Here is a 24,865-nt window from a genome sequence, read left to right on the forward strand (position 1 = left end):
TATGGTCCCCCGCGAACGGCCCTACCGGCCGCACGACAGGAGGAACACCGTGACCGACGCCTATATCTGCTCCCCTCTGCGCACGCCGGTCGGCGGCTTCGGCGGCTCGCTCCGCGACGTCCCCGCGCACGAGCTGGGCGCCGCCGTGGTCAAAGCGCTGATGGAGCGCACCGAGATCGCGCCCGAGGACGTGGACGACGTCCTCTTCGCCCAGTGCTACCCGTCGATGGAGGCGCCCGCGCTGGGCCGCGTCGTCGGCCTCGACGCGGGCCTGCCCGAGACCGCGGGCGGCCTCCAGCTCGACCGCCGCTGCGGCTCGGGCCTGCAGGCGATCATCTACGGCTGCCTGCAGGTCGCCTCGGGCGGCTCGGACCTGGTGATCGTGGGCGGGGCCGAGTCGATGTCCAACGCCTCGTTCTTCACCCATGAGGGCCGCTACGGCGCCAAGGGCCAGGGCATCATGCTGCACGACAGCCTGACCCGCGGCCGCGTCACCGCCGGCGGCAAGAACTTCCCCGTGCCCGGCGGCATGATCGAGACGGCCGAGAACCTGCGCAAGGACTACGCCATCCCGCGCGAGGAGCAGGACGAGTTCGCGGTCGAATCCCACGCCCGCGCCGTCTCCGCCCAGCAGGGCGGCCTGTTCCGCGAGGAGATCGTCCCCGTCACCTACAAGACCCGCAAGGGCGAGGTCACGGTCGACACGGACGAGCATCCCCGCCCCGACGCGAACCTCGAAAAACTGTCGAAGCTGCGCCCGATCATGGGCCGCCAGGACCCCGACGCGACGGTGACCGCGGGCAACGCCTCGGGCCAGAACGACGGCGCCTCGGCCGCGATCGTGGCCTCGGCCGCGATGGTGGCGAAGTACGGTCTGACCCCGCTCGCGACGCTCAGCGGCTGGGCGGTGGCGGGCGTGGCCCCCAACCGCATGGGCATCGGCCCGGTGCCGGCGGTGGCCAAGCTGCTGACCCGCGCCGAGATGGAGATGAAGGACATCGACCTCATCGAGCTCAACGAGGCCTTCGCCGCCCAGGCGCTCGCCTGCACGCGGGAGTGGGGCTTCCAGAAGTCGGATTTCGAGCGGATGAACCCACTGGGCTCCGGCATCTCGCTGGGCCATCCGGTGGGCGCGACCGGCGGCCGGATCCTGGCGACGATGCTCAACCAGATGAAGCGCTCGGGCGCGAAGACCGCGATCGAGACCATGTGCATCGGCGGCGGCCAGGGCCTCGCGGCCCTGTTCAAGGCCGCCTGAGGCCCGCGGCGGGGGGAGGCGATCCCCCCCGCCCTTCCGCCCCCGCGGGCGCGCCCCTCAGCCCAGCGGCACGCCCGCGCCGGCGGCGAAGGCCAGCAGGTGATCGACCACCGCCTCGGGCTGCTCCTGCTGCACCCAGTGGCCCGCGCCCTCGATCAGGCGCACGCCCTCGAAGCGGGCGAAGCCACGCTCGTCCATCGCGCGGATGTCGCCGCCGGGCTTCTGGTAGATCCCCCAGTCCTTCGCGCCCGCGAGGAAGATCGCCGGCCCCTCGATCCGCCGCCCCGCGAACAGGCGATGCTCGCGCGTCTCCTGCGCCGACAGGCTGCAGCGATACCAGTTCAGCGCCCCCTGGAAGCCGGTCCGCGCGAAGGCCTCCGCATAGGCCGCGAGCTCCGCGTCCGGCAGCCAGCGGTTGGCCGCGATCGCCTCGGCCGAGGGCATGTGCGGCGCCACCGTCTGCGCCATCCCCTCGGCCAGGTCCATCACGTAGTAGGTGGGCATCCGCGCCAGCTCCGTCGCCTCCCACGCCGCCAGGGGCTGGGGGTCGTTCTGCGGCCAGTCGGCGCTTTTCATGTGGTAGTAGGCGCGCAGGAAGGCGTGCAGGCCCTGCGGCGCCTCGCGCATCTCCCGGTCCGCCTCGCGGGTCGAATAGTGGCTCTGATAATGCTTGCGCGGCCGGGGCAGCGCGGCGAGCGCGGCGTCGATGTCGGGCGCGGGCGCGGGCGGATCGCCCAGCGGCAGGGCGGGCGGGCCCGCGAAGGGCGCGCTCATCAGCGCCACCCGCTCGAACACGTCCGGCCGGGTCAGCGAGGCCCAGGCCGCGACCGGGGAGCCGAAGTCGTGCCCCACCAGCAGCTCCACCCGCTCCCGTCCCAGCCGGCGCACCAGCGCCAGCGCGTCGGTCGCTAGGTTGAGCATCCGCGAGGCCGAGAGGTCGCCGTCGTAGCGCCCGTCCCAGCCGGTGGTGCCGCCATAGCCCCTCTGGTCCGGCGCGACGACATGGAACCCCGCCGCCGCCAGCGCCGGCATCACCTTGCGCCAGCTGTAGGAGAGCTCCGGGAACCCGTGCAGCAGCAGCGCCAGCGGGCGCTCCGGCCACTCGGCCCCCGCCTCCAGGATCTGCATCGAGAGGCCGTTCACCCCCTCGATCCGCCGCACGCGGATGCCGGGGGGAAGCGGCGCGCCCCCATAGGTCGAGGTCATCGGGGCCCTGCCTTCTTCATCGTCTCGGGTCCGGGCATGGAGCGTGCCCGATGCCTCCCTGTCAACCGGCCGGTCAACGAAACCGCAGGCCCCCGCGCCCTGCTCCGCCTCCCGTCGCGGCCGGATGCGCGCGGCGTCTTGACGGGCGCGGGGCGGACACGTAGATCAGCTCTCAAGGCGGGTGTAGCTCAATGGTAGAGCAGAAGCTTCCCAAGCTTACGACGAGGGTTCGATTCCCTTCACCCGCTCCAACCGCCCTCTGATCCGGACAGCCCCGTAGGGCGCATTTCAATGCGCCTGTCGCGTGCTTGCGCGCCCCGTCGCCATGATGAAAGGGGCGCCCGCCGGACGCCCCCTCCCCGCACGCGTTCTGCGCCGCTCACGGCTCGTCGCGGCCCTCCTCGAGGGTCCGGTCCATCTGCATCTCGGTCCACATCGCGTTGACCACCGCGAACAGGGCGGCCAGCGGCAGGCCGAGCATCCAGGCGAAATACCACATCGTCTCGTCCTCCGGTCAGTACAGGCTCTCGCCCTTCTCGCTCACCTCGGCCTCGGTCACCTTGCCCCACAGCACCCGGTAGACCCAGGCGGTGTAGACCAGGATCAGCGGCAGGAAGATCACCGTCGCCCCCAGCATCACGAACAGCGTCAGGTGCGAGGACGAGGCGTCCCACACCGTCAGCGACGAATTGGGATCGACTGTCGAGGGCAGGATGAAGGGGAACATCGTCAGCCCGACCGAGGAGACGATCCCCAGGATCGCCATCTTCGACCAGCCCAGGGTCGAGAGCTCGCGCCCCGCGCGCAGCCCCCGCACCGCCATGGCGATGCCTACGAAGCCCATCAGCGGCGCGAGCGCGATCCACGGCCGGTCGAGATAGGCGACCAGCCAGGTCCCCTCGCGGACCACCTCCGACAGCAGCGGGTTCGACGGCCCGTCGGGAACCGGCGCCCCGACGAAGCGGTAGCCGTCGATCCCCACCAGCAGCCACAGGCCCGCCAGCGCATAGCCCCCCGCCGCGACCAGCCCGGCGACCGAGCCGTAGCGCCGCGCCCGCGCCGCGATCGCGCCCTCGGTCTTCAGCCCCAGCCAGGCCGCCCCGTGCATCAGCAGCATGGCCATCGAGACCCCGCCGCAGAGCAACGAGAACGGGTCCAGCAGCGCGAAGAATTTTCCCAACGCCGAGCCGTCGTAGATCGACATCAGGTCCGGCGTCAGGTGGAAGGGCGCGCCCTGCAGGACGTTGCCCACCGCCACGCCGAACACCGTGGCCGGGACCGCGCCGCCCACGAACAGCGCCCGGTCCCAGTTCCGCCGCCACCGCGCGCCCTCGCGCTTGGAGCGGTACTTGAAGCCCACCGGCCGCAGGATCAGCGCCGCCAGCACCGCGAACATCGCCAGGTAGAAGCCCGAGAAGCTGACGGCATAGAGCGGCGGCCAGGCCGCGAAGATCGCGCCGCCGCCCAGGATGAACCAGACCTGGTTGCCCTCCCACACCGGGCCGACGGTGTTGATCACCACCCGCCGCTCGAGGTCGGTCTTCGCCACGAACGGCAGCAGCGCGCCGGTCCCCATGTCGAAGCCGTCGGTCAGCGCGAAGCCGATCAGCAGGACGCCCAGCAGCGCCCACCAGATCACCCGCAGGGTCGCGAAGTCGATGAAGTCGTGAAGGATCATGGTCTCACTCCGCCGGCATCGCAGAGGGGGCGTCGTCCGCCGCCCGTCCCGCCCTCAGGCGGCGGCGGCGCCGGGCGATCCAGGCCTCGGTCTCCTCGACGTCCTGGTGGGGGCCGAGGCGGATGTACTTCAGCATCAGCCCCATCTCGACGACGAAGAGCGCGGTGTAGAACAGGGCGAAGCCCGCGATGGTGATCAGCAGGTCGGTGGCCGACAGGTGGCTGACCGACAGCGCCGTGGGCAGCACCCCGTCCACCGTCCAGGGCTGTCGCCCGTACTCGGCGACGATCCAGCCGCACTCGGCCGCGATCCAGGGCGTGGGAATGATGACCACCGCCAGCCGCAGCGCCCACCGCGGATAGCGCCCCTTCCCGAAGCTGTTGAGGAAGAAGAACAGCGCCATCACCGCGATGAACATGAAGCCCAGCCCGACCATGATCCGGAAGGTCCAGAAGATCGGGAACACGGTCGGCGCCGTGTCCCAGGCGGCCTTCTGGATCTGCTCCTCGGTCGCGTCCCGCGGATCCTCGACATAGCGTTTCAGCAGGAAGGCGAAGCCGAGGTCGGGGGAGTGATCCTCGAACGAAATCAGCGTCTCGGCCGAGGCGCCGTCCCGCTTCTCGCGGATCTCCATCAGGTCGTCGTAGGCCACGAGGCCCGAGCGGATGCGCCCCTCCGCCTCCGCCACCAGCTCCTTGATGCCCGGGATCTCGGTGGTCAGCGAGCGGGTGCCGATCAGGCCCATCAAGTAGGGGATGTGGACGGCGTAATGCGTCTCGCGCGCCTCCTGGTCGGGAAGGCCGAACAGGGTGAAGGAGGCCGGAGCGGGCTCCGTCTCCCACATCGCCTCGATGGCGGCCATCTTCATCTTCTGGGAGTGGGAGGCGTTGTAGCCCGACTCGTCCCCCAGCACGACGACCGACAGCGCGGACGCCAGCCCGAAGGAGCACGCCACGGTGATCGAACGCCGCGCCAGCTGCTCATGCCGCCCCTTCAGCAGGTACCAGGCCGACACCCCCAGCACGAAGACCGAGGCGCAGACGTAGCCGGCCGAGACGGTGTGCACGAACTTCGCCTGCGCGACCTCGTTGAACAGCACCTCGTAGAAGGAGGTCATCTCCATGCGCATGGTCATGGGATTGAACTCGGCCCCCACAGGGTTCTGCATCCAGCCGTTGGCGATCAGGATCCACAGGGCCGAGAAGTTGGAGCCGATGGCGACAAGCCAGGTCACCAGCAGGTGCACCCGCGGGGTCAGCTTGTCCCAGCCGAAGAAGAACAGGCCCACGAAGGTGGCCTCGAGGAAGAAGGCCATCAGGCCCTCGATCGCCAGCGGCGCGCCGAACACGTCGCCGACGTAGTGGCTGTAGTAGCTCCAGTTCATGCCGAACTGGAATTCCATGGTTATGCCCGTGGCGACGCCGAGGACGAAGTTGATGCCGAACAGCGTGCCCCAGAACTTGACCATCTGCCGCCAGATCGGGCGGGCGGTCATCACGTAGACCGTCTCCATGATCGCGATCAGGACCGAGAGGCCCAGCGTCAGGGGCACGAAGAGAAAGTGGTAAAGGGCCGTCAGCGCGAATTGCAGGCGGGAAAGGTCGACGACGTCCAGCTCCATGCGGAGTCTCCTTGTATGGCGGAGAGGCCGAGCGAGGCGGCGCAGCGGCGCGCCGTCGCGACTCGCATGTCGAATGCGAGATGTATTCCCTGAAACGAATTTGATTGGGAATGCGGCATATCGTTGCTTTCGTTGGGTTAATTGCGATCGCAACGGATGGGGCGGGCCAGGCACCCTGCCGCATGCTCCCTGACCGGGCGCGATCAGTCCAGCGAATGCAGCCGGTCGGCGAAGGCCCGCTCGGCCGGGCGGTGGGAGGCGAGCAGGATCGCGGCCTCCGGCAGCAAGGCCCAGATCCCAGCCAGCGCCCGGCGGGCGGTGGGCTCGTCCAGCCCCTCGGTCGGCTCGTCGAGCAGCAGCAGCGCCGGGCGGCGCAGCAGGGTGCGGGCGAGCGCCAGCCGCCGGGATTCCCCGCCCGAGAGCCCTGCGCCCCCCTCGCCCAGCCGCGAGTGCAGGCCGCCGCGCGCCTCGACGGTCTCGCGCAGCGCGGCGGCGTCGAGCGCGGCCCAGGCCTCGGCCTCCTCCAGCCCGTCGCGGGCGAGGGCCAGGTTCTCCAGGATCGTGCCCGCGACCAGCGCGCTGCGCTGGGGGAGGAAGGCGAGCTCCGCGCGCAGCGCCGCCTCGGGCCAGTCGGCCAGCGCCCGGCCCCGCCAGCTCAGCCGCCCGGCGTCGGGGCGCTCGAGCCCCGCGGCCAGCGTCAGAAGCGTGGACTTGCCGACGCCCGAGGGGCCGGTCAGCGCCACCGCCTCCCCCGCCGCGACGCGCAGCGAGACGTCGCGCAGGATGGCCCGGTCGGCGCCCGGGCGATGGAGGGAGACGCCCTCGATCTCCAGCATCGCGGGAGCGGCGGCCGGCAGGGCCGGCGCGGTCGCGGGGCGCGCGGCCTGCGTCCCCTCCGGTTCCGCCATCACCCGCGCGGCGGCGTCGCGCATCCGCCCCAGCTCCACCGCGCCGCGGCGCAGGGGGCCCAGCACCTCGGCGAGGCCGAGCGCCGCGAAGACCGCGAGCGCGGCGACGGCGGCGGAGACGCGGCCCTCCGCGACCAGCCCCGCCCCCAGCGCCAGCGCGCCCGCGGTCACGCTCGCCGCGATCAGCTGCAGGTGCAGGCCCGCGCGCCGCTCGATCCGGTCGACCTCGCGCAGGGCGCGCCGGGTCTCGGCATCGATGGCCGCGGCATCGGCGCGCGCGGCCTCCATGCCCCCGAAGACCACCAGGTCGCGCCGCCCGCGCGAGAGGTCGATCATCCGCCGGCGCAGGCGCTGCGCCCCCGCCTCGGCCCGCGCCGAGGGGGCGAAGGCCGCCCGCCCCGCCCGCGCCAGCGCCACGGCGCCCCCCGCGCCGAGCCCCAGGCAGATCAGCGCCGCCGCCCCCGGATCCACCAGCCAGGCGAGCAGCGCGAAGGCCAGCGCCAGCGTCAGCCCCCCCGCCGCCAGCGGCAGCGCGAGGCGCAGGTAGAGCCCGTCGAGCGCGTCCACGTCCGCCGTGATCCGGGTCAGCGCCGCCTCCCCCCGCAGCCGCCCCAGCGCGGACCACGACGCCGCGGCCTGCCGGCGCAGCAGGTCCACCCGCAGCCCCGCCAGCGCGCGCAGGGTGGCGTCATGGGTCGCCAGCCGCTCGCCATAGCGCGCGGCCGTGCGCCCCAGCGCCAGGAAGCGCACCCCGGCCGCGGGGCGGAAGACGTCGAAGACGAGCCCGGCCCCCGCCAGGCCCGCCGCGCCGGCCGCGGTGACGAACCAGCCCGACAGGCCCAGCAGCGCCCCGCCCATCGCCAGCACGCAGACCGACAGCGCCAGCCCCAGCAGCAGCGGCCCCCGCTGGCCGCGCCACAGGAGGCGCAGGGCGGCGAGCAGCGGCCTCATGCCCCGCCCTCTCCGGCCAGAGCGTCGGCCTCGGCATCAGGCGCAGGCGCGGCGGGGGCGAGGGTCAGCTCCGCCCCCAGCGCCGCCACTACCGCCGGATCGTGGGTCGCCGCGATCACCGTGGTTCCCCGCGCCGCCAGCAGGCGCAGGCCCGCGATCACCGCCGCGGCGGTGGCGGGATCGAGGTCGGCGGTCGGCTCGTCGGCCAGCAGCACGTCGGGCCGCGCGGCCAGCGCGCGCGCCACCATCAGCCGCCGCGCCTCCCCGCCCGACACGCCGGCGCCCCGCTCGCCCAGCCGCGTCTCCAGCCCCTCGGGCAGCGCGGCGACGACCGCGGCGGCGCCCGCGGCCTCGAGGGCGGCGTCGAGGTCGGCGGTCCCGCGCGGATCCAGCACGTCGCGCAGCGGCGCGTCGGGGAAATGCGGGGTCTGGGGGATCCAGGCGAGGCGGGCGCGCCAGGCATCCGCGCTCTCGTCGTCCAGCGCGCGCCCTGCGACCTCGATCCGCCCCGCCTGCGGGGCCGACAGCCCCGCGAGCAGCGCCAGCAGCGTCGACTTGCCCGCGCCCGAGGGGCCGGTGATCGCAAGCGAGGCCCCCGGCGCGACCTGCAGGTCCGGCAGCGCCCGCCCGCGCGCGACGACGCCGCTCAGGCGGATCCCGGCCGGGCCCGGCAGCGGCGCGGAGGGCGCACCGCGGCCGAGGATGCGCGGGGGGGCGGCGGTCTCGGCCTCCGCCAGCTCCCCCGCCACCGCCACGGCGGCGGCGCGGTCGTGCCAGGCGGCCGCGAACTCCCGCAGCGGCTGGAAGAACTCGGGCGCGAGCAGCAGCAGGAACAGCCCCTCGACCAGCGTCAGCGGCGAGGACCAGGCCCCGAAGCCGATCTGCCCCAGCAGCGAGAAGCCCACGTAGACCGCCGCTATCGCGATCCCCAGCGCCGCGAACAGCTCCAGCACCGTCGAGGACAGGAACGCCACCTTCAGCACCGCCATGGTCCGCGCCCGCAGCCCGTCCGAGCGGGCGGCGAAGTCCCGCTCCAGCCGCGCGCCGGCATCCAGCAGGCGGATGTCGGGGAGCGCCGCCAGACGCTCCATCAGCAGGGCGTTGAGGTCGGAGATCTCGTCCAGCTGCCGCCGGCTGGCCTTGGACGCGGCGACGCCGATCAGGGCCATGAACACCGGGATCAGCGGCCCCGCCACCAGCAGGATCAGCCCCACCGCCCAGGAGATCGGCAGCGCGACCGCCAGGATCGCCAGCGGCCCCACCACCGCGCGCAGCGCAGCGGGACGGTAGCGGGTGAGATAGGGCGCGAGCATCGGCAGCTTCTGCGCCGCCATCGCGGCGGACGCGGCGGCGGAGGCGCCTTTCGCTGCGCCCTCCGGCGCGCCGGGCGGCGCCCCCGCCTCGCCCCTCAGGCTCTCCGCCTCGACCAGGCGGGCGCGCTCGGCGGCCAGCGCCCGGTCCGCGGCCTCGAAGGCGAGCGCGCCGGCGCGGTGGTCGAGCGCGGCGCGGATCGCGGCGGCGAGGAGGAAGACGAGCGCGGCCAGCAGGCCGTTCTCCAGCGAGGCGCGCGCCTCCACCCATCCCGCCACCGCCCAGGCGAGGGCGCCCGCCTGCACCGGCCACAGCAGCGCTGCGGCCGCGGTCAGCCGGGCCGAGCGGCGCAGGAACGGCGCGACCGGCCCCTCGATCGCCGCCAGCCGCATCGCGGCGGGCGAACGCGGGCGACGGCCGCGGCGGGTCTTCCGGCGGGCGCCGGGGTCTCGAGATTCGGTGACGTCGGAGGGCCCGATGCCGCCGCCGGAACAGCCGGCCTCCGCCTGCGTGGCGCGATCGCCGCGCGCGTCCCCGGGACGCGCGGCGCTCACGCGCCCGGCCTCCCGGCGGAGCGGGATCGCGGGCGCGCCCCCGCGGCGGTCGTGCAGGCTCGGTCCACCCCTGCCCTCGTCGTTCGTTCGGCCGGTCGTGGCCGGCTCCCCGGCGCGGCGCTCCTGCCGTCCGCGGGCGTCGGACCCCGCGGGCGGGAGGCGGGCCGCGCCTCTCCCTGGGGTCCGATCAAAGCGACCGGGGCCGGATGCGCAAGCGGGTCGCGCCGTCGCATGCGCCTCGCCGGCCCCCACGGCGGGGGGCCGGGGAGGCGCCGCGGCTCAGCGCCAGGGCGGCGTGCGCTTCTCGACGAAGGCGGTCAGGCCGTCCTGGGTCTCCTGCGTCTGGGAGACGTTGATGAAGGTCTCGGTCACGTCCGCGACCTCGCGCCGGAAGTCCATGTCCTGGGCGCGCATGAAGGCGGCGTGCGCGATGCGGGTGGCGCCCGGGGGCTGGCGGGCGAAGCTCTCGGCCAGCTCCATGGCGCAGTCCATTACGCCCTTGCCCCTGGCGACGCGCGCCACCAGGCCCATGCGCTCGGCCTCCTCGGCCTTGAAGCTGCGGCCGGTGAACAGCAGGTCGAACGCCCGGTGGCGACCGATCACGCGAGGCAGATGCACGAAGTGGATCGCCGGGATCAGCCCGTTGTCGAGCTCGGGGTAGCCGAAGGTCGCGCTCTCGTCCGCCACGATCACGTTGCAGGTGATCGACAGCGTCATGCCGCCGCCGCGCGCCGCGCCCGAGATGGCGGCGATGGTCGGCTTGCCCATCGTGTGCTGGGTGTCGAGCATGTCGAGGTAGAGCTTCTGGAGCAGGCGGCGCACCCCCTCGGCCCCTTCCTCGCGCAGCAGCTTCAGGTCGAGGCCGGCGCAGAAGATCTTCTCCAGCGCGCTGCACAGGATCACGGCGCGCACCGCGTCGTCGGCCGCGGCGGCGCGGTAGGCGGCCAGGATCTGGTCCAGCATCGGCAGCGTCAGCGCGTTCAGCGGCGGCGCGTCCATGACGATGCGCGCGATGCGCCCCTCCCTCTCGGTGCGCACCAGCTTGGCGTCGGACATGGGCGGGTTTCCTCCTGGTTTCTGGTTGTCGGCGCGGACCCTAGGCCCTGAACGAGCGGCGCGCCAGCAGGGCCAGCAGCGCCAGCGCCGGCGTCAGCGCCGCGGCGGCGAGGAAGGCGCCCGCGTAGCCCCAGGTCTCGGCCGCGGGCTGGGACAGCAGCGGCGAGACGAACTGGCCCAGGAACACCGCCGAGGTCATGCCCCCCGTCGCCCGCCCCCGGATCCGCGCGGGCGCCAGCGCCACGACGGTGCCGAAGAGGTTGGGCATCGTCAGCCCCATCGCCGCGCCCGCGACCGCCCCGCCCAGGCAGATCGAGACCAGCCCCGAGGACAGCGAGACCCAGGCGAAGCCCGCGCCCAGCATCAGGAACGAGACGGCGAACATGCCCCCCGGCCCCATCCGCCCGCGCAGCCGCGCCGCCCCCAGCGCCGAGACCGAGGACATCAGCGTGAACACCCCCAGCGCCAGCCCCGCCTGGGAGGGGGCGTCGAGCCCCATCTCCCGCAGGCGGAAGGGCAGCTGCACGGGCATCACGTACATCGTCACCATCGTGCCCAGCCCCAGCGCGTAGAGCACGGCGAGCGTCCCCCACGGCGCCGGCGCCCCGTCGTCCTCGGCCGCGGCCTGCGCCCGCGCCTGGGCGTTGCGCGTCTCGGGCAGCAGCACGAGGGCCGCGAGCAGCACCAGCAGCGCGATGCCGTAAAGGCCGAAGGGCGCGCGCCAGTGCAGCTCGGCCAGCAGGCCGCCGCCGGTCAGGAACACCAGCCCCGCGGCGCCCATGGCCGAGGCCTGGCGGCCCATGAAGCGGGCCTGCGCCTCGCCCCGGAACAGGTCTCCGGCCATGGCCGAGGCCGAGGTCAGCACCCCCGCCACCGCCACCCCCAGCATCGCCCGCCCCACCAGGATCGCGGGCAGCGTGTCGAGCAGCAGCCCCGACATGCCCGACAGCACATAGAGCACCATGGCCGAGATCAGGATCCGCCGCCGCCCCAGCCGGTCGGCGAGCGCGCCGGCCACGGGGGCGAAGATCGCCACCAGCAGCCCCGGCAGCGTCACCGCGAGGCGCGTCAGCATCGCCGCGTCGGGCGTGTCGGCGAAATGCGCCTCCATCCCCGGCAGGCCGGGCGAGATCACGGTCGAGGCCATGATGGTCAGCGACGAGGCCGCCAGCAGGGCCAGCATCGTCGCCGTCCCCGGCTCGGCCGGCGCCGCGGCCCGGGACGGGGCGGAGATGTCTGCGCGTGCGCTCATGCGGCGTCCTTTCTGGGAGACGCGCCCGCGGAGGCCGCCACGTCGGGAGAGGCTGCCGTGGAGGCCGTCGCGTAGGGAGAGGCGGCCGTGGGGGCCGCCGGGGCGCGCGGCGCACCCGAGGCGGTCGCCGCGGCGTGGAGCGCGGCGCCGGCGCGTGGAGTATGGGGGGCGGACATGGAGGCATCCCTTGAACGGATCGGCGATGCGGGGTCAGCTAGGCCCTCGACTATGGTTGAGGTCAAGAATGGTCATGAAACCGGACGATCCGACGCAGGACGATACGGGTCCCGCGTCGCGCCGCAAGGGGCGCCGCTACGAAGCGTTGAGCGTGGGGCAGCTCTCGGCCCGGTCCGGGGTGCCGATCTCGACCCTGCATTTCTACGAGGCGCAGGGCCTGCTCGAGGGCTGGCGCACGCCCTCGAACCATCGCCGCTACTTCCGCGCCTCGCTGCGCCGGCTGGCGCTGATCCGGGTGGCGCAGCGCGCCGGCGTGCCGCTGCGCGAGATCCGCGCCCAGCTCTCCACCCTGCCCCATGACGAGGTCGCCTCGGCCGAGGACTGGGAGCGGCTGGCCGAGAACTGGCGCGCGGGCCTGACCGAGCGGATCGAGCGGCTGACGCGCCTGCGCGACCACATGGAGGGCTGCATCGGCTGCGGCTGCCTCTCGGTCAGCCGCTGCCCCCTGCGCAACCCCGACGATTCCCTCGCCGCCGACGGCCCCGGCGCCCGCCTGCTGGACCCGGAGGGGGAGGCGGCGGAGGGCTGAACCGAACGCCCGGCGCCCGGCCGAGCCTTCGCCGCGGCGCTCGTCGGCAGGCCACGGCGCGGGCGGCGCGAGGCTCCGGGTCGAGCCCGGGGCGCCCCTCCAGTGCAGCGCGCCCACCCCAAGCAAAACCCTGCCCACGAAAAAGGGCCGCCCGGCGGGCGGCCCTTCGCGTTCGGCGGCGCTCAAGCGCGCAGGCGCTCAGGCGCCCGGCTGCTTGACCATGCGCAGGTAGGGCAGCTTCGCGTCGAAGGAGCCGTGCTGCGCCTTGGCGTCCTCGTCCGAGACGGCGGGGACCACGATCACGTCCTCGCCCTTCTTCCAGTTCGCCGGCGTCGCCACCTTGTGGCCCGCGGTCAGCTGCAGGGAATCGATCACCCGCAGCAGCTCGTCGAAGTTGCGGCCCGTGGTCATCGGGTAGGCCATCATCATCTTGATCTTCTTGTCCGGCCCGATCACGAACACCGTGCGCACGGTGGCGTTGTCGGCGGCCGTGCGGCCCTCGGCCGTGCCGTCGAGCTCGGAGGGCAGCATCCCGTAGAGCTTCGCGACCTTCAGCTCCGGGTCCCCGATCATCGGGTAGCTGACCGAGGCGCCGGTGGCGGTGGCGATGTCGGTCTTCCAGCGGTGATGCGCCTCGACCGGATCGACCGAGATGCCGATCACCTTGGTGTTGCGCTTGGCGAACTCGTCCATCAGCCCGGCCATCGCGCCCAGCTCGGTGGTGCAGACGGGGGTGAAGTCCTTGGGGTGGCTGAACATGATCGCCCAGCCGTCGCCGATCCAGTCATGGAACCTGATCGGGCCCTCGGTGGTGTCGGCCTCGAAATCGGGCGCGGCGTCGTTGATCCGAAGCGTCATCTCTCTCTCCCAGCGTTGAGGCGGGCGGCATCGAGGCGGGTCGCCTTTCCTGCGCTGCGTGGTACATTGGTCGTCCGCGGCGCCCTGTGCAACCGGACGCCTCGATCCGGAACGTCGCAAACCGCGGAATCCCGATCTATCCCCGTTCTTCACAGGCCGGGGATAACCGCATTCAGGCGTAGACTGCCGGGCCTTCGAGCAGGGAGACCCCCGACCATGCATGACGGTTCGCCCCCCCCCGGCGACCCCGGCCCCTATCCCGAGGGGCCCCCGCACGACGGCCCCTATTCCGAGGGGCCGCGACCCGACCATCCCGGCGGCCCCGAGCCCCTCGCGCCCCCCTCGAACATCGAGGCGGAGCAGGCGCTGCTGGGCGCGATCCTGATCAACAACGAGGTCTACGACCGCGTCTCGGGCCTGCTTCAGCCCGCGCATTTCTACGACCCGGTCCACGCCCGGATCTACGAAACCGCAGCGCGGCGCATCCAGAAGAACTTCCAGGCCAACGCCGTCACGCTGAAGACCTTCCTCGAGGACGACGAGGGCCTGAAGGAGCTGGGCGGCGCCCAGTACCTCGCCCGCCTCGCCGGCGCCGCGGTCTCGATCTACTCGGCCAAGGACTACGCGCAGGCGATCTACGACCTCGCCATCCGGCGCGAGCTGATGCGGATCGGCGTCGAGATCCGCGACCGCGCCCAGCGCGCGGACGTCGACCTGGAGCCGACCGAGCAGATCGTGCAGGCCGAGCAGCAGCTCTACGGCCTCGCGGAAAAAGGCCGCTCCGACGGGGGCTTCGTCAGCTTCCTCAAGGCGGCGACGGAGGCGATCGAGGTCGCCAACGCCGCCTACCAGCGCGACGGGGGCCTGGCCGGCATCTCCACCGGCCTGATCGACCTCGACAAGCGGCTGGGCGGCCTGCACCCCTCGGACCTCCTGATCCTCGCCGGGCGCCCCTCGATGGGCAAGACCTCGCTCGCCACCAACATCGCCTTCAACATCGCCAAGGCCTTCCGCGAGGGCGAGCGCCCGGACGGCACCTTCGGCACGCTCAACGGCGGCAAGGTGGGGTTCTTCTCCCTCGAGATGTCGGCCGAGCAGCTCGCCACCCGAATTCTCTCCGAACAATCCCGCATCGCGTCCGAGAAGATCCGCCGCGGCGACATGGAGGAGGAGGAGTTCCGCCGCTTCGTCGAGGCCGCGCGCGAGCTCGAGAAGATGCCCTTCTACATCGACGACACGGCGTCCATCCCGATCGCCACGCTGGCGGCGCGGGCGCGGCGGCTGAAGCGCACCCACGGGCTCGACGCGCTGGTCATCGACTACCTGCAGCTGATCCGCGGCTCCGGCCGCTCCGACAACCGCGTGAACGAGATCGCCGAGATCTCGATGGGTCTCAAGGCCATCGCCAAGGAGCTCGACATCCCCGTCATCGCCCTCTCCCAGCTGTCGCGACAGGTGGAGAGCCGGGAGGACAAGCGGCCGCAGCTGTCGGACCTTCGGGAATCGGGCTCCATCGAACAGGATGCCGACGTGGTGATGTTCGTGTTCCGCGAGGAGTACTACAAGGAACGCGAGAAGCCCTCGGAGACCGACGTCGAGGCCACGATGAAGTGGCAGGAGGTGATGGAATCCGTGCGCGGCAAGGCCGAGGTCATCATCGGCAAGCAGCGCCACGGCCCCATCGGCACCGTCGAGCTGTCGTTCGAGGGCAAGTTCACCCGGTTCGGCAACCTGGCGCGCTCGGAAGGCTACGTTGAGCATGACGGCTTCTGATTCCATGGCGGCGGGGACCCTCGGGTCCGCGCCCTCCCCCGCTCTCGACGCCTCCGGCGCCTCCTCCTTCCAGCCGCCCGCGACGCCCGCCGCCTCGAAGCCCGTGCTGACGCTGGACCTGGGCGCGCTGGCGGCGAACTGGCGGGCGCTGGACGCGCTCTCGGGCAAGGCGGAGGCCGCCGCGGTGGTCAAGGCCGACGCCTACGGGCTGGGCGTGGCCCCCGCCGCGAAGGCCCTGGCGGCCGCCGGCGCGAAGACCTTCTTCGTCGCCCACGCGACCGAGGGCGCGGAGCTGCGCGAAGCGCTGGGTCCGGGCGTGCCCATCCACGTCTTCAACGGCTTCATGCCCGACGACCTCGACGCCTTCCGCGGCGCCGACCTGATCCCGGTCCTGAACTCGCCCTTCCAGATCGAGGCGTTCCGCGCGGCGCTGCCGCAGCTTTCGCCCTCCGCCGCGCCGAAGGTCGGCCTGCACATCGAATCGGGCATCAACCGGCTGGGCTTCACGCCCGCCGAGATCGACGCCCTGCGCGCCGACCCGCCCCGCGATCTCGACGTCTCGCTGGTGATGTCGCATCTCGCCTGCGCGGACGAGCCCGAGCATTCGATGAACGCCCGCCAGCGCGGCGCCTTCACCGGGCGCGCGCAGCTCCTGCACGGCCTCGCCCCCAACGCCCGCCTGTCGCTGGGCGCCACCGGCGGCGTGCTGCTGGGGCCGGAGTTCCACTTCGACCTCACCCGGCCCGGCGTCGGCCTCTACGGTGGCGAGCCGTTCATGGACGCGCGGACCGTCGTCCACCTCCACGCCCCCCTCCTGCAGGTGCGCGAGATCGCGGCGGGCGAGACGGTGGGCTACGGCGGGACCTGGACCGCGCGCCGCCCCTCGCGCATCGGCGTGCTGGGGCTGGGCTACGCGGACGGGTTCTTCCGCCTCTCCAAGGGCCTGAACCTCTACGTCGACGGCCGCGCCGTCCCGCTGATCGGGCGGGTGAGCATGGACATGATCACCGTCGACCTCACCGACCTGCCCGAGCCTGCGCCCGGCGCGATGGTCGAGGTGCTGGGCCCCAACCAGTCGGTCGACGCCCTCGCCAAGGGGATCGGCACCACCGGCTACGAGGTCCTGACCTCTCTTGGCCCGCGCTACGCCCGCCGCTATGTCGGGGGCGCCGAGGCCTGAGCGCGGATCGCCGCGCCGACCGCGCCCCGGCCCCAGCGGCCGCGGGCGCCTCGCCGCGCCCCACCGCGCCGCCGACCGAACCACACGAGGGGAGCCGGCCGACATGAGCCAGGCCGAACGCCTGATCCTTCTGCACATCGGCCTGCCCTTCACGCAGGCCGACGCGATCCAGTCCGCGCTGGCCGCCAACCGCGAGGCGCTGGCCGCCCGCGGCGTGCGCCCCGTCGCGTTCGAGCATGAAGGCTGGCCGCTGGTCTTCCTCTACGCCCGCCCCCGCAAGGCCAAGGCCGGCAAGCCGGGCAAGGGCCGCGGCAAGGCCCGCGCCACGGCCCGGCCCGCGCCCGAGGTCAAGGATCCCCGCTTCGATCGTATGGTGGGCGCCCGCCGTCGCGGCGCCGAGCCCGCCGCCGTCGCCGCCGCCGACCGCGCGCTGGAGGAGGCGCTGGCCGATCCGCTGGCGCAGACCGTGGTGATCTCCTGCGACCTGCTCTCCGAGCATCTGCGCTGGGGGGAGCTCGGCCGCCTGGCCGAGCGCCTGAAGGCCGCCGGCGAGGTGCGCGTGATCGCCTTCCTGCGCGAGCCGGGCGCCCATGCCGAGGCCGCCGCCCAGCTGCGCCTGCGCGAGGGCGTGCCCCTGCGCCAGCTCAAGCGCGTGCCGCCGCAGCCGGGGTTCCGCAAGCATCTCAAGAAGTTCATCCGCCACTTCGGCCGCGAGGCGCTGGAGCTGCGGATCTACGACCGCCGCCGCGTGCGCGCGGGCGGGCTGGTCGAGGATTTCTTCGACGCCGCGGGCCTCTCGACCGAGGGGCTGGACCTGCCCAAGGCCGGCCGGATGCGCCGGATGCCCCGCGCCGCGGTCTGGGCGATCGCCGCGCGCAACCGCGTGGTGGGCTGGCGGCGGCCGGTGCGCGCGATGCAGATCCCGCCGGGCCTGATCCTGGCGCTGGCCGACCGGCTCTCGGGCCCCGGCTACACGATCGGGCGCGACGTGCGGCGCGAGGCGCGCCGCCGCTCGCGCAAGGACGTGGTCTGGCTGGGCCGGCTGATGGGACGCGCGCCCTTCCCCTCCGGCCGCCTGCGCGACAAGCCCGTCCCCTACACGCCCCCCGCGCCGGACGAGGCGGGCTGACCTCCGCCTCCCCGGCCGCCGTCTCCCCGGCGACGCAGGGCCGCGCCCCGTCCCGCGGCCTTGGCCCGCCGCGCGCGGCCGTCTATATCGGGGGCTCGGCCGACGGGCCGGCGCCGCCCGCCGACGGAGCCGCGCGGCCGGTCGCGAGAATCGACGGGGTCGGGAAACGAGCATCATGAGCGAGGCGCCCGCACGCCGCATCTACCTGCATGTCGGCCAGCACAAGACCGGCACGACCTGGATCCAGAACGTGCTGGACCACAACCGCGCGCGCCTGGCCGAGCGCGGGGTGTGCTATCCCGACCTCGGCGCCTGCCACGGCTGGCCGCTGGTGTTCCTGTTCGCGCGCGAGGACGACATCGACCGCCTCGGCCCGATGATCGGCCAGCGGCGCCGCCACTCGAACCCGAAGCGCAAGGCCAAGAACCTCGCGATCCTCAACGCCGCGCTGGACGATCCGAAGTGGCGCAAGATCGTGATCTCGGGCGAGCAGCTCTGCGACATGCTGCGCTGGAACGAGGTCCGCGCCATGGCCGAGGCCCTCCACCGCGAGGGCACGGAGATCACCGTGATCTTCTACGCGCGCGAGCCGCTGGGCTACGCCGCCTCGATGACCCAGCAGCGCCTGAAGGCGGGCCTGACCCTCCAGGACCTGACCGACGAGCCGCCGACCCCCGACTACAAGCGCCGCCTGCAGAAATATTTCCGCTTCTTCGGCCGCAAGAACGTCGACATCCGCGTCTACGACCGCGCCCGGCTGAAGGACGGCGACGTGCTCGCCGACTTCATGGACGCGATCGGCGAGCCGGACGTCGCGCTCGACACCCCCGCTTCGCTCGCCACCAACAGCTCGATGAGCGGGCGGGCGGCGAAGCTGCTCGACCTGCGCAACGCCCTGTTCAAGCGGATCTCGCCGACCTTCGCGCGCCGGCATCCGCCGTGGATCATGCCCTCGGTCGCCCGCCTGCCCGGCCCCCGCTTCGCCCTGCCCCGCAAGGTGCGCGAGGACGTGCGCCGCCGCTCGGCCGGCGACGTGGCGTGGCTGGAGAAGAAGCTAGGCTTCGTCCCCTTCCCCTCGGCCGAGGACGCCTCGGGCCCCGCCAGGGGGGGCAAGCGCAAGGCCGCCGCCCGCCGCAGGGCCGAGGCCGCCACGGTCGACGGCCCGGGCGCCGACGCCGGCAAGCCGCGCGCCGGCCGCAAGGCGGGCGCGGGCAAGATGGGCGCGGGCAAGGCCGGCCCCGGAAAAGGCGGCCCCGGCAAGGCGGGTCCGGGCAAGGCGGGTCCGGGCAAGGCGGGTCCGGGCAAGGTCGGCCCGAACCGGGTCGGTCCCAACAAGGCGGGCCCCAACCGGGCGGGTCCCGGCAAGGCCGGCGGCGGCGGACGCGGCCGGAACAACGCGGGCGGCCGCAGGGCGGCGGCCGGAAAGGTCGCCCCATGACGCTGGTCTCCCCGATCCTCGCCTTCCTGGCCGCCATCGGCGCGGCGGTGCTGTCGCTGTGCTCGGGCGCCGGCGCGCTGATCCTGTTCGCCTCCCGCTCGGTCAGCCACGTCTTCCGCCCGCCCTGGTACCCGGTCGAGTTCGGCCGCCAGCTGATGCGCATCGGCTGGTACTCGCTGCCGGTGGTGGGGCTCACCGCGCTCTTCACCGGGGGCGCGCTGGCGCTGCAGATCTACACCGGCGGCGGCCGCTTCAACGCCGAGTCCGTCGTCCCCTCCATCGTCGCCATCGGCATGGTGCGCGAGCTCGGCCCCGTGCTCGGCGGCCTGATGGTGGCGGGGCGCGTCTCGGCCTCGATCGCGGCGGAACTGGGCACCATGCGGGTGACCGAGCAGATCGACGCGCTCACCACCCTCTCGACCAACCCGCTGAAATACCTCGTGGCCCCGCGCCTGCTGGCCGCGACCCTGGCGATGCCGTGCCTGGCCTTCATCGGCGACGTGATCGGCATCATGGGCGGCTTCGCGGTGGGCGTGGGCCGGCTGGGCTTCAACCCGTCGACCTACATCAACTCCACCTGGACCTACCTGACCAACGACGACGTCGGCTCGGGCCTGATCAAGGCGGCGGTCTTCGGCTTCATCATCGCGCTGATGGGCTGCTTCCAGGGCTACAACTCCGGGCGCGGCGCGCAGGGCGTGGGCAAGGCCACCACCAACGCGGTGGTCTCGGCCTCGATCCTGATCCTGGCCGCCAACTACATCCTGACCGAGGCGCTGTTCCCCGCATGACCGACACGCCCATGATCCGCATGTCGGGGGTCGAGAAGGCCTTCGGCCCCAAGAAGGTGCTGCGCGGCGTCGACCTCGCGGTGGCGAAGGGCGAGAGCCTGGTGATCATCGGCGGCTCGGGCACCGGCAAGTCGGTGATGCTGAAATGCGTGCTGGGCATCATCCACCCCGACGCCGGAACCATCGAGATCGGCGGCGAGCCCGCCACCCGCCGCAACCGCGAGGCGCTGCTCAGCCGCTTCGGGATGCTGTTCCAGGGCGGCGCGCTGTTCGATTCGATGACCGTGTGGGAGAACGTCGTCTTCCGCATGCGCCACGGCTCCGGCCGCCTGCCCAAGGCCCAGGCGCGCGAGGTCGCGATCGAGAAGCTGCGCCGCGTGGGCCTGACCCCCGAGACCGCCGACCTCTTCCCCGCCGAGCTGTCGGGCGGGATGCAGAAGCGCGTGGGCCTCGCCCGCGCCATCGCCACCAACCCCGAGATCATCTTCTTCGACGAGCCGACCACCGGCCTCGACCCGATCATGTCCGGCGTGATCAACGACCTGATCCGCGAGCTGGTGGTCGAGATCGGCGCGACCGCGATGACCATCACCCACGACATGACCTCGGTGCGCGCCATCGCCGACCGCGTCGCGATGATCCACGAGGGCAAGATCCGCTGGCAGGGCGACGTCGAGGAAATGGACCGGACCGACGACCCCTACGTCGACCAGTTCATCCACGGCAAGGCCGAGGGGCCCATCGCCGCGATCCGCTGACGTCGCCTCGGTCGCGGGAGGCGGGCCCCCGGCCCCTCCCCGCGATCGAGCCCGCCACTGTCCGCGTGAAGGGTCGTCGCCGGGACGACCTGCGGGCGACTCGAAGGGGGGCCGGAGCCTCATGACCAGCAGCGCGCCTCAGGGCCTGAGGTTCCGCGACGACATCCAGGGTCTGCGCGCCCTGTCCGTCCTGTTGATCCTGCTTTTCCACCTCGATTTCGCCTGGGCCGCCGGCGGCTTCATCGGCGTCGACGTGTTCATGGTGATCTCGGGCTATCTCATCACCGGGGTCCTGCTGAAGACGGCGAGCGAAGGGCTGTTCCTGTCCTTCTGGGACCGGCGCCTGCGCCGGCTGCTTCCGGCGCTGCTGGCGATGCTGGCGTTCAGCTTCGGGCTCGCGACGCTGTCGCTGCTGCCCGACGCCTTCGAGCAGTTCGCGACGACGAGCGCCTATGTCCTGGGCTATGTCGCGAACTTCAAGTTCGCGCAGAACATCGACTATTTTTCGCCGTCCAGCGCGTACAACTACCTGCTCCACACCTGGAGCCTCGCGGTCGAAGAGCAGTTCTACTTTCTCATGCCGTTCTTCGTCTTTGCGCTGCGCCGCACGCGCCGCTGGCCGGTCTGGATCGCCGCGGCGCTGGCCGCGTCGTTCGCGCTCAACGTCGCGGTGTTCGCGGCGAGCATCGGCGAGAACTACGCCTTCTACATGCTGCCGACCCGCGCCTGGGAATTCCTGATGGGCGGCCTTGCGCATGTTCTCGCCGGGCGCGCGTCGTCGCGCGGGCCGGTGGTGGAGGGCGCGGGCCTTCTGGGCCTCGCGATGATCCTGGCGGCCTTCGTCGCCTTCGACGGCGCGACCCCCTTCCCCGACGTGGCGGCCCTGCTGCCGACCGTGGGCTGCGTGCTGGTCCTCTACAGCGGAATCTCCGCGAAGGGCGCGGTGCATCGGATGCTCGGCGTCGCGCCGATGCGGGTGCTGGGCGACATCTCCTACTCGTTCTACCTGTTCCACTGGCCCGTGATCGTCTTCGCACGTCATTTCTACGGCGAGCAGCATCTGCCGGCGCGCGCCGCGCCGATCGTCGTGCTGGCGATCCTGGCGCTGTCGTGGCTGAGCTACCGTTTCATCGAGACGCCGTTCCGGAACAAGCGGATCCCCGCCGGCCGCTTCTACGCGGGAGTCGTCGCCGCCAGCCTGGCGCTGATCGGCGGCTGGACCTGGGCCTTCGTTCAGAACGGGGCCCCGCAGCGCGTGCCGGTCGCCTATCAGTCGGAGCGCACCGACGAGATGCGCAGCTTCGGCCGCAGCTTCCTGCCCTGCATCCGCGCGCTGCCTCAGGCCCGCTCGATCGACGACCTCTGCCCCTGGGGCGAGCCGGACCGCCCGGCCAGCGTCCTGATCTGGGGCGACAGCCACGCCGGCAAAATGACCCACGGTTTCCAGGCGATCCGCGCGGATCTCCCCTACGGCGGCGTCGCGGCGGTGAACGGGGCCTGCGCGCCGGTCCCCGGCTACCGGCCGGTGGCGAACCCGCGCTGCGCCGACCTCACGCAGAAGGTCCGAAGCATCGTCGAAGCGAATCCGCAGCTCGAGACCGTCATCCTCGCCGCCCGGTGGACGAACGTCTTCCACGAGCCCGCCCCGACCCGGCAACCGGGCGCGGCGCCGGAGACGCTGGACGAGCGCCGCGAGGCGCTTCGCGGGCTGCTGGAGTTCCTGCGCGATCAAGGCCGGCGCGTGGTGCTGGTCGGCCCCGTGCCCGAGGCCGGGGTGAACGCGCTCAACGCCGCCTGGGTGCAGAGCCATTTCGGCGCGGACCTGGTCCTCGACCATCCACGCGAGGCGGAAGAGGCGCGCGTCGCCGTCGCCCGAGCGGCGCTCCAGTCCTACGCGGACGACGGGCTGGCGGTGTTGATCGATCCCATGGAGGTGCTGTGCGACGCGGCGGTCTGCCCCAGCCGGCGCGACGGACGCCAACAGTTCTCCGACGACGACCACCTGTCGGTGGACGCCGCCGCCCAGGTCGCCCGCCGCGTGGCGGACGTCATCCCGCGCCATTGACGAACGCGCCGCCCGGCCGTCGCCGGGGGCGCCGCGTCTTGCCGTTTTCGGAGGGGACATCCGGCCTGCGTCGGCAGGCCGGATCCGCTCAGGCCGCTCCCAGCACCGCCGGCAGCAGCTCCGCCGCCACCTCGCGCGCGGGCGTCAGCTTCGCGCGGTCCTCTCCCGGCCGGAACCGGGCGCGCAGCGCGCTGGGCATCGGCGGGGGGGCGAGGTGAAGGATCTCCACGGGGAAGCGGGTCGTCTCCACCTCCCAGGCCGTGGTGATCGCGCGGGCGGCGGCCTTCGAGGCCGCGTAGGTCCCGTGGAAGGGGCCGGTGTTGTGCAGATCGTCGAAGAACACCGCGCGCCCGCCGCCGGGGGCGAGACGCAGGAGCGGGTCGAGGCTGCGGATCAGCCGCTGGGTGGCGCGGGCGTTCACCGCCATCGCCTTGTCCCAGTCCTTGTCCGTCGCATGCTCGGCCGGGGCCAGCGGCGGGTCGTTGACGGCGGCGTGGACCCACAGGTCCAGCTTGCCCCAGCGCCCGTGGATCGCCGCGCCCAGCCGCTCGATCGCGGGGTCGTCGGTGATGTCGAGCGGCACCAGCGTCGCCTGCGGCCCGCCGGCGGCGCGGATCGCGTCGTCCAGCTCCTCGAGCCCGCCGACGGTGCGCGCGATGGCGATCACCTCGGCCCCGCGGGCGCCCAGCATCTCGGCGAACGCGCGCCCAAGCCCGCGGCTGGCGCCGGTGACCAGCGCCGCCCTGCCCTTCAGATCGGTCATCAAACTACTCGGCGGCTTTGAGGGAGATCTTGCCGCTCTCGATCATGTCGGAGGGCTGGATGGGGTACTCGCCCGAGAAGCAGGCGTCGCAGTACTGCGGCATCGAGGGATCGCGCCCCTCGCCCTCGCCGACGGCACGGTAGAGCCCGTCGAGCGAGATGAACCGCAGGCTGTCCACGCCGATGTGGTCACGCATCTCGTACTCGGTCATGTGCGAGGCGAGGAGCTTCTCCTTGTCGGGCGTGTCGACGCCGTAGAAGCAGGGCCAGGCGGTGGGCGGCGAGGCGATGCGGAAGTGCACCTCCTTGGCGCCGGCGTCGAGGATCATCTCCTTGATCTTCAACGAGGTCGTGCCCCGCACCACCGAGTCGTCGACCAGCACCACCCGCTTGCCGCGCACCAGGGCGCGGTTGACGTTCAGCTTCAGCCGCACGCCCATGTTGCGGATCTGCTCGGTCGGCTCGATGAAGGTGCGGCCGACGTACTGGTTGCGGATGATCCCCATGGCGAAGGGGATCCCCGATTCCTGGGAATAGCCGATGGCCGCCGGCGTGCCCGAGTCGGGCACCGCGCAGACGATGTCGGCCTCCACCGGAGCCTCGCGCGCCAGCTCCACCCCGATCTGGCGGCGGCTCTCGTAGACCGAGCGCCCGCCGATCACGCTGTCGGGGCGGGAGAAATAGACATGCTCGAAGATGCAGAACCGGGGCTTCTGCGTCTCGAACGGGGCCGAGGAATGCACGCCGCGGTCGTCGATGATCACCATCTCGCCCGGCAGCACCTCGCGCACGAACTCCGCGCCCACGATGTCGAGCGCGCAGGTCTCGGACGCCAGCATCCAGCCCTCGCCCAGCCGGCCCAGCACCAGCGGGCGCACGCCCAGCGGGTCGCGGCAGCCGATCAGCTGGTGGTCGGTGATGCACAGGATCGAGAACGCCCCCTCGACCCGGCGCAGCGCCTCCTTCATGCGGTCGGCGATGGTGCGGTGGAAGCCGCGGGCCATCAGGTGCACGACCGCCTCGGTGTCGGAGGAGGAGTTGAACACCGACCCGCGCTCGATCAGCTCGCGGCGGATCGACAGCGCGTTGGTCAGGTTGCCGTTGTGCGCCAGCGCCATCGAGCCCATGGCGAGGTCGGCGAGGAACGGCTGCACGTCGCGCAGCGCCGTCGCGCCCTTGCCGCCCGCGGTCGAGTACCGCACGTGGCCGATGCCGATGCGGCCGGGCAGCTCCGCCATGCTCTCGGGCGTGGTGAAGTTGTCGCGCACGTAGCCGAGCTTCTTCGATGAGTGGAAGCCGCTCGTCGCGTCGTGGGTGACGATGCCCCCCGCCTCCTGCCCGCGATGCTGAAGCGCATGCAGGCCGAGGGCGACGAAGTTGGCCGCGTCGGCGAGGCCGAAGACGCCGAACAGGCCGCACTCCTCGCGCAGCTTGTCGCCGTCGCGGTCTTCGAAGGGGCTGGCGAGCGGCGCGAGACGGGTCTCGGGCATCTGGCGATGGCTCCCATGGTCCAGGGGGGTCGCAGAGGTCTGTATACGCGGCCCGGCTGC

20 protein-coding genes and 1 tRNA gene are annotated in these 24,865 nt (G+C 72.8%); 10 read left to right on the forward strand and 11 right to left on the reverse strand.

The genetic code is table 11. The features are described from left to right. The first annotated feature begins 49 nt into the window (after window positions 1-49). Window positions 50-1,258, forward strand: a complete 1,209-nt coding sequence (locus tag P2H44_RS05455; protein WP_275762435.1) for an acetyl-CoA C-acetyltransferase — start codon at window positions 50-52, stop codon at window positions 1,256-1,258. Window positions 1,259-1,315: 57 nt separating this feature from the next. On the opposite strand, the gene P2H44_RS05460 is transcribed toward P2H44_RS05455, so the two are convergent. Next, window positions 1,316-2,464, reverse strand: a complete 1,149-nt coding sequence (locus P2H44_RS05460) for an alpha/beta fold hydrolase (protein ID WP_275762436.1) — start codon at window positions 2,462-2,464, stop codon at window positions 1,316-1,318. A gap of 177 nt (window positions 2,465-2,641) precedes the next feature. Between P2H44_RS05460 and P2H44_RS05465 the strand changes: the two genes are divergently transcribed. Then, window positions 2,642-2,715: transfer RNA gene (locus tag P2H44_RS05465), tRNA-Gly, on the forward strand. A 128-nt stretch (window positions 2,716-2,843) separates the two neighbouring features. Here the strand turns inward: P2H44_RS05465 and cydX are convergent. The 7 genes from cydX to P2H44_RS05500 all read right to left on the reverse strand — a co-directional run bounded on the left by cydX (window position 2,844) and on the right by P2H44_RS05500 (window position 11,795). Next, window positions 2,844-2,963, reverse strand: a complete 120-nt coding sequence (cydX, locus tag P2H44_RS05470) for a cytochrome bd-I oxidase subunit CydX (protein WP_275762437.1) — start codon at window positions 2,961-2,963, stop codon at window positions 2,844-2,846. Between the two features lie 15 nt (window positions 2,964-2,978). After that, window positions 2,979-4,142, reverse strand: coding sequence for a cytochrome d ubiquinol oxidase subunit II (cydB, locus tag P2H44_RS05475; protein ID WP_275762438.1), 1,164 nt, complete (start codon window positions 4,140-4,142; stop codon window positions 2,979-2,981). A 4-nt stretch (window positions 4,143-4,146) separates the two neighbouring features. Then, window positions 4,147-5,763 carry a cytochrome ubiquinol oxidase subunit I gene (locus P2H44_RS05480; protein ID WP_275762439.1) on the reverse strand — a complete coding sequence of 539 codons (1,617 nt, stop codon included), beginning with the start codon at window positions 5,761-5,763 and terminating at the stop codon, window positions 4,147-4,149. A gap of 203 nt (window positions 5,764-5,966) precedes the next feature. Continuing rightward, the gene (locus tag P2H44_RS05485) at window positions 5,967-7,622 is read right to left on the reverse strand and encodes an amino acid ABC transporter ATP-binding/permease protein (RefSeq protein ID WP_275762440.1); all 1,656 of its coding nucleotides are present in this window, start codon (window positions 7,620-7,622) and stop codon (window positions 5,967-5,969) included. Then, complete coding sequence (locus P2H44_RS05490) at window positions 7,619-9,487, reverse strand: ABC transporter ATP-binding protein/permease (RefSeq protein WP_275762442.1); 1,869 nt, start codon at window positions 9,485-9,487, stop codon at window positions 7,619-7,621. Before P2H44_RS05490 ends, P2H44_RS05485 begins: the two co-directional genes overlap by 4 nt. A 279-nt stretch (window positions 9,488-9,766) precedes the next feature. Beyond that, complete coding sequence (locus P2H44_RS05495) at window positions 9,767-10,543, reverse strand: enoyl-CoA hydratase/isomerase family protein (RefSeq protein WP_275762443.1); 777 nt, start codon at window positions 10,541-10,543, stop codon at window positions 9,767-9,769. Between the two features lie 40 nt (window positions 10,544-10,583). Beyond that, complete coding sequence (locus P2H44_RS05500) at window positions 10,584-11,795, reverse strand: MFS transporter (RefSeq protein WP_275762444.1); 1,212 nt, start codon at window positions 11,793-11,795, stop codon at window positions 10,584-10,586. A 244-nt stretch (window positions 11,796-12,039) separates the two neighbouring features. Here P2H44_RS05500 and soxR point away from each other — a divergent pair, with 244 nt between their 5' ends. Continuing rightward, window positions 12,040-12,561: a redox-sensitive transcriptional activator SoxR gene (gene soxR, locus P2H44_RS05505; RefSeq protein WP_275762446.1), complete on the forward strand. Its 522-nt coding sequence runs from the start codon at window positions 12,040-12,042 to the stop codon at window positions 12,559-12,561. A 198-nt stretch (window positions 12,562-12,759) separates the two neighbouring features. Here soxR and P2H44_RS05510 read toward each other — a convergent pair whose 3' ends face one another. Beyond that, entirely contained in the window at window positions 12,760-13,419 is a 660-nt protein-coding gene (locus P2H44_RS05510) for a peroxiredoxin (protein ID WP_275762447.1), read from the reverse strand. A gap of 216 nt (window positions 13,420-13,635) precedes the next feature. Between P2H44_RS05510 and P2H44_RS05515 the strand changes: the two genes are divergently transcribed. The 7 genes from P2H44_RS05515 to P2H44_RS05545 all read left to right on the forward strand — a co-directional run bounded on the left by P2H44_RS05515 (window position 13,636) and on the right by P2H44_RS05545 (window position 22,553). Further along, window positions 13,636-15,192, forward strand: coding sequence for a replicative DNA helicase (locus P2H44_RS05515; RefSeq protein ID WP_275762448.1), 1,557 nt, complete (start codon window positions 13,636-13,638; stop codon window positions 15,190-15,192). After that, window positions 15,179-16,372, forward strand: coding sequence for an alanine racemase (gene alr, locus P2H44_RS05520; protein WP_275762449.1), 1,194 nt, complete (start codon window positions 15,179-15,181; stop codon window positions 16,370-16,372). Before P2H44_RS05515 ends, alr begins: the two co-directional genes overlap by 14 nt. Before the next feature lie 103 nt (window positions 16,373-16,475). After that, the gene (locus tag P2H44_RS05525; RefSeq protein ID WP_275762450.1) at window positions 16,476-17,501 is read left to right on the forward strand and encodes a hypothetical protein; all 1,026 of its coding nucleotides are present in this window, start codon (window positions 16,476-16,478) and stop codon (window positions 17,499-17,501) included. A 175-nt stretch (window positions 17,502-17,676) separates the two neighbouring features. Then, window positions 17,677-18,939 (forward strand): hypothetical protein, encoded by a 1,263-nt coding sequence (locus tag P2H44_RS05530; RefSeq protein WP_275762451.1) that lies wholly within the window; start codon window positions 17,677-17,679, stop codon window positions 18,937-18,939. Next, complete coding sequence (locus P2H44_RS05535) at window positions 18,936-19,730, forward strand: MlaE family ABC transporter permease (protein WP_275762452.1); 795 nt, start codon at window positions 18,936-18,938, stop codon at window positions 19,728-19,730. The genes P2H44_RS05530 and P2H44_RS05535 overlap by 4 nt, the downstream gene beginning before the upstream one ends. An 11-nt stretch (window positions 19,731-19,741) precedes the next feature. After that, window positions 19,742-20,488: an ABC transporter ATP-binding protein gene (locus P2H44_RS05540; RefSeq protein WP_275762887.1), complete on the forward strand. Its 747-nt coding sequence runs from the start codon at window positions 19,742-19,744 to the stop codon at window positions 20,486-20,488. Between the two features lie 121 nt (window positions 20,489-20,609). Then, window positions 20,610-22,553: an acyltransferase family protein gene (locus P2H44_RS05545; RefSeq protein ID WP_275762453.1), complete on the forward strand. Its 1,944-nt coding sequence runs from the start codon at window positions 20,610-20,612 to the stop codon at window positions 22,551-22,553. A gap of 88 nt (window positions 22,554-22,641) precedes the next feature. On the opposite strand, the gene P2H44_RS05550 is transcribed toward P2H44_RS05545, so the two are convergent. Further along, a complete protein-coding gene (locus P2H44_RS05550; RefSeq protein ID WP_275762454.1) occupies window positions 22,642-23,316 on the reverse strand; it encodes an SDR family NAD(P)-dependent oxidoreductase in 675 nt (224 codons plus the stop codon). 4 nt (window positions 23,317-23,320) lie between these two features. Beyond that, window positions 23,321-24,805 (reverse strand): amidophosphoribosyltransferase, encoded by a 1,485-nt coding sequence (gene purF / locus P2H44_RS05555; protein WP_275762455.1) that lies wholly within the window; start codon window positions 24,803-24,805, stop codon window positions 23,321-23,323. Window positions 24,806-24,865 lie beyond the last annotated feature (60 nt).

It is taken from the genome of Albimonas marina (assembly GCF_029223255.1).
Taxonomy (GTDB): Bacteria; Pseudomonadota; Alphaproteobacteria; order Rhodobacterales; family Rhodobacteraceae; genus Albimonas.